Here is an 11,032-nt window from a genome sequence, read left to right on the forward strand (position 1 = left end):
GACCAACCTGAAGTTCCAGATCGCCGGTGGCAGCGGCGATGCGGATCTCTACGTGCAGCTCAACGCCGCCCCGACGAGCTCGAGCTATCTGTGCCGCCCGTATCTCAGCGGCAACAGCGAGACCTGCACGTTCGCGTCGCCGACCGCGGGTACGTACCACGTGCGCATCAATGCCTACACGACGTTCTCCGGCGTCACGCTGACGCCGAGCTACACGCCGTAGCGCGCAACAACCGCGCAGAAAACGGCGGCCGGTTCCTGTCGGCCGCCGTTTCCTCCCGGTTCTCTCGTGGAAACGGAAAGCTGCCCGCCGTCGTCCCGGCGAAAGCGGGGACCCAGCGTCTCCACGATGCGAAGAGCTGGATTCCGGCTTTCGCCGGAATGACAGGCCTTGCTTGCACGTCCGCTTTCCGGCGCCCTGCGCCACGACGGGCTCGAGGGCATCGACTCGCTGCTCACGACCAGAGCAGACCCTCGCCGGCGGCCGTCGCGCTCGACTACTGATGCAGCAGGCGGTTCACGCGTGCGATGAACCCGGCGGGATTGGCGAGCTGGTCACCGGCCGCGAGCTGCGCTTCCTCGAGCAGGAGTTCACCGAGATCCGCACTGCGAACGGCATCGGTTTCGGCGGCGAAGCGCTGCACGAGCGGATGCGCGGGATTGACCTCGAGCACGGGCTTGCTCGCCGGAACGTCGTGGCCGGCCTCTCGCAGCAGGCGCTGCATGTGCAGCGCCATGTCGTACTCGCCGAGCACGATGCATGACGGCGAACCGGTCAGGCGATGGCTAAAGCGTACCTGTTCGACCCGGCCTTCGAGCACGCCGGCGAGCTTGTCGAGCATCGGCTTCGCCGCCTCCTCGGCCTGCTTGCGCTGCTCGGCCTCGGCGCCGTCGGCGGCGTCGATCTCGCCCTTGGCGGCGTTGCGGAGTTTCTTGCCCGCGTATTCGCCGAGATAACCGATCATCCATTCGTCGATGCGGTCGCTGAGCAGCAGCACTTCGACGCCGCGCGCGCGCAGCGATTCGATCTGCGGGCTGCCCTTCGCCGCCGCGTGCGTATCGGCGGTGACGTACCAGATGACGTCCTGGCCGGCCTGCATGCGGCCGATGTAGTCGTCGAGCGAGACGTTCTTCTGCGCATCGTCGCCATGGGTCGATGCGAAGCGCAGCAGCCTGGCGACGCGCTCGCGGTTCGCACCGTCCTCGGCCACGCCTTCCTTGAGGACGTTGCCGAACGCGTTGGTGAACTGCTGGTACTTCGCCGGCTCGTCCTTCGCGATCTTCTCGAGCAGGTCGAGCGTGCGCTTGACGCAGGCGCTGCGGATCTGCGCGACGAGGCGGTTCTCCTGCAGGATTTCGCGGCTGACGTTGAGCGGCAGGTCGTCCGAATCGACCACGCCGCGCACGAAGCGCAGGTATGCGGGCAGCAGTTGCTCGCTCGCGTCCATGATGAACACGCGGCGGATGTACAGCTTGAGGCCGTGGCGCTCGTCGCGACCGCTCAACACGGCGTCGAACGGCTGCTTCTCCGGCACGTACAGCAACGAGGTGTAGCTCTGCGAGCCCTCCACCCGATTGTGCGACCAGGCGAGCGCATCGTTGAAGTCGTGCGAAAGCGACTTGTAGAACGCCTGGTATTCGTCGTCCTTGATCTCGCCCTTCGGGCGCGTCCACAGCGCAGCTGCGTGGTTGACCGTCTCGAACTCGTCCGTCGGCTTGCCGTCCTTCTCCACCGGCAGCCGGATCGGGAACGCGACGTGGTCGGAATAGCGCTTGACCAGGTCACGCAGGCGCCAGCCATCGAGGAACTCGCCCTCGTCGGCCTTGAGGTGCAGGGTCACGGTCGTGCCCCGGCGTGCTTCGTCGACGGCTCCGATCGAGTATTCACCCGTGCCGACCGACTCCCAGCGCACGCCCTCGGTGGCCGGCGCGCCGGCCTTGCGCGTGACGAGCGTGACGCGGTCGGCGACGATGAACGCCGAGTAGAAGCCGACGCCGAACTGGCCGATCAGCTGCGTATCCTTGCGCGCATCGCCGGACAAGGACTCGAGGAAGCGCCGCGTGCCCGAGCGAGCGACGGTACCGATGTTCTCGATCACTTCCTCGCGGCTCATGCCGATGCCGTTGTCGCGGATCGTCAGCGTGCGCGCGTCCTTGTCCCAGGACACCTCGATGCGCAGCTCCGCGTCGTCCGCGGTCAATGACGCATCGGACAGCGCGGCGAAGCGCAGCTTGTCGCAGGCGTCCGACGCATTGGAGACGAGCTCGCGCAGGAAGATCTCCTTGTGCGAATAGAGCGAATGCGTGACGAGATGCAGGACTTGCGACACCTCGGCCTCGAAGGCGCGGGTTTCGACGGTCGTGGACATGGGTTTCCCTCCGTAGATCTGGCTGCGCCGGACAATGGTGCCTGGGCCGGAAACGTTCAAGGCGTGCCCAGCCAGACCAGGACCTGCGCGAAAAGAAGGCGGATTCCAGCACGGGGCGCCAGCCGAACGTTGGAGCCACACCGCGACCGGCGGATCCGCCGCTGCGCGGCTTGATCCGCCCTACAGGTATCCGGCGATCGGGCGGGGGCACGCGCTGCGCGCGTACCGCCCTACGCGAGCCCCGTCACCATCGACCGATCACAAGGGGCTCTTCATGAAGAGTGCGGCCATGGACGGCCGCTCTGGACGTCACTGCCCGCGGCCCGGCCGACCGCCTCAGCGCGTCGTCGAGCAGCGATCACGGACGATCGCACAAAAAAAGCGGCCGTCGTTTCCGACGGCCGCTCTGACGAGGAGCACAGACGCGACTCGTATGCTCCAAGACGGATGTGGGTAGGCCTCAGCCTTCGTCCTTGGCGTGCGCAGCCAGGTCTTCCTTGATGCGGGCCTTCTTGCCTTCGAGGCCGCGCAGGTAATAGAGCTTCGCGCCGCGTACCTTGCCGCGACGCTTGACGACGACCGAGTCGATCGTCGGGCTGTGCGACTGGAACACGCGCTCGACGCCGGTGCCGTGCGAGATCTTGCGCACGGTGAACGCCGAGTTGAGGCCCGCGTTCTTGCGCGCGATGACGACGCCTTCATAGGCCTGCACGCGCTCGCGGTTGCCTTCCTTGACCTTCACGTTGACGATCACGGTATCGCCCGGGCTGAATTCCGGCAGCGTACGGGTCATCTGGGCGGCTTCGAATTGCTGGATCAGGTTCATGACACTCACCACTCTGGTCTGATTTTTTTTCGTCGACGCCCGTCGTCAGCGCCGTCTTCATTCGCCGGATTCGCGATCCGGCGCGTCCTGTTCGTGCTCGCGCTGGAACTCGGCCAGCAACGCGCGGGTTTTCTTGTCCAGCTCGACCCGCTCCAGCAGGTCGGGCCGTCGCAGCCAGGTGCGACCCAGCGACTGCTTCAGGCGCCAACGCGCAATCGCCGCGTGGTCGCCCGACGTCAGCACCGCCGGCACGTCGCCCCATTCGTGATGCTCGGGACGCGTGTAGTGCGGGCAGTCGAGCAGGCCGTTCGAGAACGAATCCTGTTCGGCCGACATCGCATCGTTCAGCACACCCTGCTGCAGGCGCCCGACCGCATCGATCACGATCGCCGCAGCGAGTTCGCCGCCCGAGAGCACGTAGTCGCCGACGGAAATCTCCTCGTCGACCGCGTGCTCCAGGAACCGTTCGTCCACGCCTTCGTAGCGCCCGCTCAGCAGGATCAGGTGATCGAGCTTGGCGAGTTCCGCCACCTTGGCCTGGTCGAGCCGCGTTCCCTGCGGACTCAGGTAAATCACTTTCGCTTCACTCGATCCGGCTGCGGCACGCGCTTCGTCGAGCGCTTTGCGCAGCGGATCGATCATCATCACCATGCCGGGGCCGCCGCCGTAGCAGCGATCGTCGGCCGAGCGGTAGTTGTCGGTCGCGAAATCGCGCGGGTTCCAGGTTGCGATCTGCAACAACCCGCGTTCGCGCGCGCGCCCGACGACTCCTATCCGCGCACAACTGTCGATGAAATCCGGAAACAGCGTGATGACGTCAATCCGCATCGCGCCATTGCCTCCACACCTGCCACGATGCACGGATGCATCGCACTAGAAATCCACATCCCAGTCGACGGTGATGCGACCACCGTCGAGATCGACCTCGGTCACGAACCGCCCGACCAGGAACGGAATCAACCGTTCGCGTTCGGCATCCCTGACCACCAGCACGTCGTTCGCGCCGGTCGCGATCAGGTGCGATACGCGGCCGAGCGTCGTGCCTTCGCCGGTGACGACCTCGAGTCCTTCGAGATCGGTCCAGTAGTACTCGCCGGGTTTCGCCTTAGGCAATGCCGAACGCGCGACCCAGATTTCGGTGCCGACCAGCGCCGCCGCGGCGTCGCGATCGCTCACGCCCGGCAGCTCGGCGACGATCCCCTTGCCCTGGGCGCGCCCGCGACCGCCGCCTTCGATGACCGTTTCGCCGCCCGCCGAACGCATCCGCCACGGCTTGTAGCGGAAGATCTGCGTTCGCGGCTCGGTGTACGACTCGAGCTTGAGCTCGCCCCGCACGCCGTGTACGCCGACCACCTTGCCGAGCAGGACGAATTTCTCCGACCCGCCCACGCGATCAGGCTGCCTTCTTGCTCGCTTCCTTGTAGAGCGACTTGACCTTCTCGGTCATCTGCGCACCCTTCTCGACCCACGACTTGACCTTCGCGGTGTCCAGCTCGAGGCGCACGTCCTTGCCGGCCGCGACCGGGTTGAAATAGCCGACGCGCTCGATGTTGCGGCCGTCGCGCGCGTTGCGCCCGTCGGTCACGATGATGTGGTAGAACGGACGACCCTTGGCGCCGCCACGGGAAAGGCGAATCTTGACCATTGTTTTTGCTCGATATTTTGCGAAGTCGTCGACGTCGCACCCGGGCCTGTGAGCGGCCGTCGCGCGTCGGGAGCCGGGCATTCTAGCGGGAATCAGGAAAAAATAAAGCCCCGCAACGACTTGTCGTGGAAATGAGGCCTGGGTCACTGCTTCGCCCGCGTCCGCCCGCGGAGCGAAAGGCACGCCGTTCAGGGTACGAAACCGCGGATGTCGAAGCCGTCGCGGAACACCGTGGAACTCGTCCCCGGCAATGCGCCGTTGGCGATCCAGTCGTAGATGAGCGCCTGCTGCGCTGGCTGCAAACCGCCGCCATAGTTGTCGAGCGGCATGCGCGCACCGACTCCCGGCGTGTCGCAGTTGACCTTGCGGATCAGCAGGCTCTCCTCGGGCCGCCCGGGCACGACGTAGAGGATGTTCTCGTCCGCGCCACTTGGCACGCCGACGAGGTGCCCCCACGACGCGCCCGCGCTGAGATCGAGTCCCCCACTGGGCATCGGCGGCGGCGCGAAGTGGCAGTCGACGCAGCCCGCGCTGCCGCCATTCGTCGCGTAATCGTCGAACAGGCCCTGGATCGCCGCGCCGTAGCTGATCGCGTAGTTGGGCGCGATGTCCGCGATGCGCGTGCAGCCGGCCGGCTCGCCCGCGTGCGCGTGCGCCGCGACGGCGAGTGCGAACCCGGCGGCGGTGAAGACGCCCGGTGTCGCGCGCATCGGTTCAGACGAAGCCGAGGTTGGCGCTGCCGAAGTTCGCCAGGTTCGGGAAGATTGCGGCGAGATCGGTCGGCGAGGTCACGCCGAGCCATTGCGCGAGCGTCGCCGCGTACTGGTCGACGCCGATGCCCGGGATCATCTGGCCGCGCGAGAAATTGTTCGGCGCATCCAGGTGCTGGTCCGGGAATCCGCTGATCGGCCCGCCCCCGTCGGTGTACAGGCGGCCGCCGTTGACCGCCCCGCCGAGCACGAACTGCACCCCGCCCCAGGCGTGGTCCGAACCGGAACCGTTCGACTGCAGCGTGCGCGCGAACTCCGACGCGGTGAACAGCGTCACCTCGTTCTGCGCGTCGACATCGCCGGGGGCGAGCGCCTGCCAGAACGCCGACACCGCGTCCGAAACGAGTTTGAGCAACGCCGCATGGTCGTTGTTGCCGCCCGACATCAGGCCGGAATGGAGATCGAAACCGCCCAGGCGCACGTAGTAGATCTGGCGCGCGGCATAGTTCTGCGCCTTCGACAGCTTGATCATCTTCGCGACCATCAGCAGCTGCGAGGCGAGCGAGTTGTTGTTCGGGAATGCCTGCACGATCGTGGTGGCGTCGAGTCCGGCCTTGAGCAGGTTGTAGAGGTCGCGGCTGCGCCTGAACACCTTCGAATACTCGCCCGCGAAGTCGCTCGCGTAGGTGTCGCCGAGCAGTGCATTGAGCGCGTTGTCGCGCACGCTCGTCGCGCTGACGCCGTTGCACGGCGTCGGATTGCACACGCCGCTGAGCGACGACAGGCCGCTCGAGGACATGCGGTACGGCACGGTCGACAGACCGATCTCGAAGCGGTTCGCGCCCGAGATCGAAATGCAGCTGGACAGGTCCTGGTTCGCATTGGACGAACGCACGACGTCGCCGCAACGACCGCCCCAGCCGATCACGCTGTTGCGCAGGCTGTTGCCCTGGTGCCAGAGGTTCTCCTGGTCCGAATGCGAGTAAAGCTGCGGCGGGCGGTTGCCCGGCGTCGAGTAGTCGGCCTTGACGATCGGCCTGACCAGGGTGCCGACGTTGGCGACGAATGCGAGCTTGTTGGCGCGATACAACCCGCCGAGGTCGGCGAGCCTCGGATGCACGAAGTACTGGTTGGTCGCGCTGCTCGCATCGGCGGCGTCGACGATCTTCTGCAATGCGACGTCGGCGCCGGTAGGGATGCCGAGCGCGAGGCCGTCGGCGTTCGACTGCGCGTTGTACACGCCGCCGCGTGCGTCCGCGTACACGTCGTGGCGCGGCGTGTCGAACGGCACGAGCATGTTCCACGAATCGTTGCCGCCGGCGAGGTAGACGCAGACGAGCGCCTTGTAGCCAGTCAGCGAGCGCGTGTTGGCGAGCGCGCTGCCCATCATGCGCAACTGCGGGAACAGCGCGGCGGTGCCGCCGCTGCACGCGGCGATCGCGAGCGTGCGCAGGAAATCGCGGCGCGAGGTGCGGGTATGGCTCATCGTCGTTTCCTCAGCGTTGCGCCGCGAATTCGGGCGACAGGATCGTCAGGTAGATCGCCGACCAGGCCTTCTCGGCCGCGGACGCGCCGTTGAGGTTGGTCAGCATTCCCGTCAGCGTCGCCCGCATCACCGGTGACATCGTGCCGTACAGCAGGCTGCGGTCGATCGTCGCGACCATCGCGGCCGGATTCGTGGCGTTCGCGGTCAGCGACGAGAGATCGAGCAGCGGCCGGTCGGAGGGCGGATTCGTCATGCCCACGTACGCCTTCGCGGTGAAGTTGTAGTAGGAATTGGCCGTCGTATACGCGCTCGCCTCGCTGAGGATCTGCAGCTCCGGCGAATAGCGATCGTTGTCGGCGAACGGTCCCGGCTGCTGGTAGTCGGGTTCGTAGAAGTTGAAGACCGTCGGCGACTGCAGCGGTCCCTGGCCGAACGAGCCGGTCTGGGTGTTGCCTGCGGTCATTTTCACCTCGCCGTACGCATCGGGCGCCTGCGCCTGCGCATTGAATGCGCGCCACACCGCGGTCAGGCGAAGGATCGGCTCGCGCAGCTTGCCGTAGCGATCGCCGCTCGCGAGCGCGGGCGGATGGCGCGCCTCGTCGTCCATCAGGATCGCCTTGACGACGTCGCCGAGGTTCGCGCCCGGCGCGTCGAACACCGTCGCGACGCGCTCGATGTACCCGGGTGACGGGTTGCTGGTCACGAATCGCTGGATCAGCTGGCGCGAGATGAACGGCGGCACGTTCGGATGCGCGGCGAGGATGTCGAGTTCGTCGCCGACGTCCCGCGCGCAGGTCTGGTTCGGCGGGATCGTCATGCCGCCGACTACCGTCTTCGGCGTCGCGGTGGTGCCGTCGTCGCCGGTGATGTCGTGGCGCATGTTGTTGCTGCCGGTGCCGCTGGCCGGGAAATGCTCGGTGCCGAAGCACTGCATCGGCGCGTACTGCGCGGCGAAGGTGAGGCCACCGCCGTTGAAATTCGGCGGATCGAGCGGCGCGTCGCTCCAGGTGAATCCGGTGAACACCTTCGCGGTGTGCGTGATCGTGGTCTGGTCGTAGGTCGGGATCTCGACGCCGTTGGACAGGATCGGCGTGAAGTCCATGTCGCGCAGGACCAGACCGATCGAGAACAGCTGCATGACTTCGCGCGCGTAGTTCTCGTCCGGGCTCGTCGACGCACTCGGCTTCTGGTTGCGGAACGAGGACAGGTAGCGTCCCATCATCGGGTGCCACGTCACGTCGCCGAGCAGCGTGCGGTACGACGCGAACGCGTCCTTCGCAAGCATGTCGTAGTAGCCCGCCATCGGCACGATGTAGTTGCCGATCGAACTGTTCTGGTCCGACACAACGAAGATCTGGCTGAGCGCCCACGCCATGCGCTGGCGCAACTGGTCGGGCGCATAGGTCGCCTGCCAGTACCAGCGCTGGATGCGCTGCGACTGGCTGACGCTCTGCGACGCCGCGGTACGCGCGTTGACGACGGCCTCGACCGCGGACGCGCCGAGCGTCGGCGCCTGGCCGAGCTGCTGCTCGATCCACGCGTCGTAGCCGAGCGCGGTGAGGCGGGCGATGTCGGTCGCGGTCGGCCCGAACGTGGCCTGGGTGAGGAAGCGCGCCGCTTCGTTGGCGTCGGCGGGCGCGTCCGGCGCCGGATCGAAGCCGTAGGTGAACAGGTGGTCGTGCGTGGCGGCGTGCGCGCCCACGCAGGCCATCGAAGCCAGTGCAGCGAGCGCGCCGCAGGCATTGAAACGTGTCATTGCTCGTCCCCGCGATGGCCGGGCGATCCGGCAACCGGGCGGCAATCTAGCCGCTGCGATCACCCGTGATTGTGACGATCGACCCACTCGGCGACGGCGGTCGACGTCCGGTGCGAACGCGCGGACGTACGGTCGGTTGACCGCCGGGCAGGAGAACGCGCCGGCGATCGCGGCGATCAGCGCCCGGGCAGGCCGCCCGGGGGGAAGCCGCCGCCGCCCATGCCCTTCATCGCCGCGCCCATCTGCCGCATCAGGCCCTTGATGCCGCCGCTGCCGAGCTTGGCCATCATCTTTTCCATCTGCTGGTACTGCTTGAGCAGTTTGTTGACGTCCGCCGGCTGCGTGCCGGAGCCACGCGCGATGCGTGCGCGACGCGAACCGTTGAGGAGATCGGGATGGCGCCGCTCCTTCTTCGTCATCGAACCGATGATCGCGACCATGCGATGCACTTCGCGGTCGTTGACCTTGGACTTGACGTGGTCGGGCAGCGTACCCACGCCCGGCAGCTTGTCGATCAGCGAGGCCATGCCGCCCATGTTGACCATCTGTTCGAGCTGGTCGCGCATGTCGTTGAGGTCGAAGCGCTTGCCCTTGATGACCTTTTCGGCGAGCTTGCGCTGCTTCTCCTGGTCGACGCCCTGCTCGACCTGCTCGACCAGCGACAGCACGTCGCCCATGCCGAGGATGCGCGTGGCGATGCGATCGGGGTGGAAGGGTTCGAGGCCATCGGGCTTCTCGCTGACGCCGATGAACTTGATCGGCCGGCCGGTCACGTACCGCACCGACAGCGCCGCACCACCGCGGGCGTCGCCGTCGGTCTTGGTCAGTACAACGCCGGTCAGCGGCAGCGCATCGGCGAACGCCTTGGCGGTATTGGCCGCGTCCTGGCCGGTCATCGAGTCGACCACGAACAGCGTCTCGACCGGATCGAGCGCCGCGTGCAGCGACTTGATCTCCGCCATCATCTGCTCGTCGACGTGCAGGCGGCCCGCCGTGTCGACGATGAGCACGTCGGCGAAGGCGCGTGCCGCGGCGTCGCGCGCCGACTTCGCGATCGCGAGCGGGTCCTGCCCGTCGCTGGATGGATGGAACAACACCTCGACCTGGTCCGCGAGCGTGCGCAGTTGCTCGATCGCCGCCGGGCGGTAGACGTCGCAGCTGACCACCATCACCTTCTTCTTGCGGCGCTCTTTCAGGAAACGCGCGAGCTTGGCCACCGTCGTCGTCTTGCCCGCGCCCTGCAGACCCGCCATGAGCACGACCGCGGGCGGCGCGGCGGCGAGGTTGAGGTCGCTGTTCGCGGTGCCCATCACCGCGGTCAGCTCGTCGCGCACGACCTTCACGAGGGTCTGGCCCGGCGTGAGGCTGCGCAGCACTTCCTGGCCGAGCGCCTTCACCTGCACGCGCTGGATCAGCGCCTGCACCACCGGCAGCGCGACGTCGGCCTCGAGCAGGGCGATGCGCACTTCGCGCAGCGCTTCGCGAATGTTCGCTTCGGTCAGCCGCCCCTTGCCGCGCAAGCGCTGGACGGTGGCGGAGAGGCGTTGGCTGAGCGACTCGAACATGGGCGGACCGGCGTACGGAAAAGACGCCGATTATAGCGGGATGGCGGCCGGGCGATCGCGGACACCGCCATCGCGCGGCCGGCCGCAGGGCGATCGCCGGCCTGCCGGGCCCCGATGCCGATGCGGCGCGCGTCGTGTGCCACACTTGTGGGCATGCCCATCACGATCCTCGCCGCATTCGCGGTCCTCGCCTACCTCGTCGCCAGCCTGCTGCTGGCGCGGCCGCTGCTCGGTCGCGGTGAAGTGCCGGCAAAACTGCCATTGGCGATCGCGTCGCTCGCCGTGCTCGCCCATGCGGGCGTGCTGCTCGGCGCCCATCGCGGCACGCTGGATCTCCACTTCTTCGCCGCCCTGTCGCTGGTGGCGGGCGTGGTTTCGATGCTCACGCTCATCGTCAACCTGTCGCGGCCGGTCGCCACGCTCGGCGTCATCGTCTTTCCGCTGACCGCCCTGCTGCTCGCGATCGACGTCTACGCCGCGCCGGCGACCGCACCGCAGCCGATCGACTGGCAGATCAAGCTGCACGTGAGCGTCGCCCTGCTCGCATTCGGCGTGCTGTCCATCGCCGCCGCACTCGCGATCCTGCTCGCCCTGCAGGAACGTGCCCTGCGCCATCGCCAATTCGGCGCGCTACTGCATTCGCTGCCGCCGCTGACCCTGACCGAGGCGCTGCTG

General features: G+C 67.2%; 11 protein-coding genes. 2 read left to right on the forward strand and 9 right to left on the reverse strand.

Annotated features, from left to right (window positions below):
* The coding region (locus ACTHK2_RS14450; protein ID WP_440246415.1) for a PPC domain-containing protein at window positions 1-223 on the forward strand (223 nt) is incomplete at its 5' end.
* A gap of 274 nt (window positions 224-497) precedes the next feature.
* Here ACTHK2_RS14450 and htpG read toward each other — a convergent pair.
* The 9 genes from htpG to ffh form a co-directional block, all read right to left on the reverse strand.
* Window positions 498-2,369, reverse strand: a complete 1,872-nt coding sequence (gene htpG / locus ACTHK2_RS14455) for a molecular chaperone HtpG (RefSeq protein WP_440246416.1) — start codon at window positions 2,367-2,369, stop codon at window positions 498-500.
* A 460-nt stretch (window positions 2,370-2,829) separates the two neighbouring features.
* Window positions 2,830-3,195: a 50S ribosomal protein L19 gene (gene rplS, locus ACTHK2_RS14460; protein WP_131994340.1), complete on the reverse strand. Its 366-nt coding sequence runs from the start codon at window positions 3,193-3,195 to the stop codon at window positions 2,830-2,832.
* Between the two features lie 57 nt (window positions 3,196-3,252).
* Complete coding sequence (gene trmD / locus ACTHK2_RS14465; RefSeq protein ID WP_440246417.1) at window positions 3,253-4,023, reverse strand: tRNA (guanosine(37)-N1)-methyltransferase TrmD; 771 nt, start codon at window positions 4,021-4,023, stop codon at window positions 3,253-3,255.
* Window positions 4,024-4,068: 45 nt separating this feature from the next.
* Window positions 4,069-4,584, reverse strand: coding sequence for a ribosome maturation factor RimM (gene rimM / locus ACTHK2_RS14470; protein WP_440246418.1), 516 nt, complete (start codon window positions 4,582-4,584; stop codon window positions 4,069-4,071).
* A 4-nt stretch (window positions 4,585-4,588) separates the two neighbouring features.
* Entirely contained in the window at window positions 4,589-4,840 is a 252-nt protein-coding gene (gene rpsP / locus ACTHK2_RS14475) for a 30S ribosomal protein S16 (RefSeq protein ID WP_440246419.1), read from the reverse strand.
* A gap of 188 nt (window positions 4,841-5,028) precedes the next feature.
* Window positions 5,029-5,550: a hypothetical protein gene (locus ACTHK2_RS14480; protein WP_440246420.1), complete on the reverse strand. Its 522-nt coding sequence runs from the start codon at window positions 5,548-5,550 to the stop codon at window positions 5,029-5,031.
* Window positions 5,551-5,554: 4 nt separating this feature from the next.
* Window positions 5,555-7,036 carry a DUF1501 domain-containing protein gene (locus tag ACTHK2_RS14485; RefSeq protein WP_440246421.1) on the reverse strand — a complete coding sequence of 494 codons (1,482 nt, stop codon included), beginning with the start codon at window positions 7,034-7,036 and terminating at the stop codon, window positions 5,555-5,557.
* A gap of 10 nt (window positions 7,037-7,046) precedes the next feature.
* Window positions 7,047-8,792: a DUF1800 domain-containing protein gene (locus tag ACTHK2_RS14490; RefSeq protein ID WP_440246422.1), complete on the reverse strand. Its 1,746-nt coding sequence runs from the start codon at window positions 8,790-8,792 to the stop codon at window positions 7,047-7,049.
* A gap of 176 nt (window positions 8,793-8,968) precedes the next feature.
* Window positions 8,969-10,357, reverse strand: coding sequence for a signal recognition particle protein (gene ffh, locus ACTHK2_RS14495; RefSeq protein ID WP_440246423.1), 1,389 nt, complete (start codon window positions 10,355-10,357; stop codon window positions 8,969-8,971).
* A 153-nt stretch (window positions 10,358-10,510) separates the two neighbouring features.
* Here ffh and ccsA point away from each other — a divergent pair.
* On the forward strand, window positions 10,511-11,032 hold a 522-nt coding region (gene ccsA, locus ACTHK2_RS14500), incomplete at its 3' end, for a cytochrome c biogenesis protein CcsA (RefSeq protein WP_440246425.1).

Source organism: Dokdonella sp. (assembly GCF_051958935.1).
Classification (GTDB): domain Bacteria; phylum Pseudomonadota; class Gammaproteobacteria; order Xanthomonadales; family Rhodanobacteraceae; genus Dokdonella_A.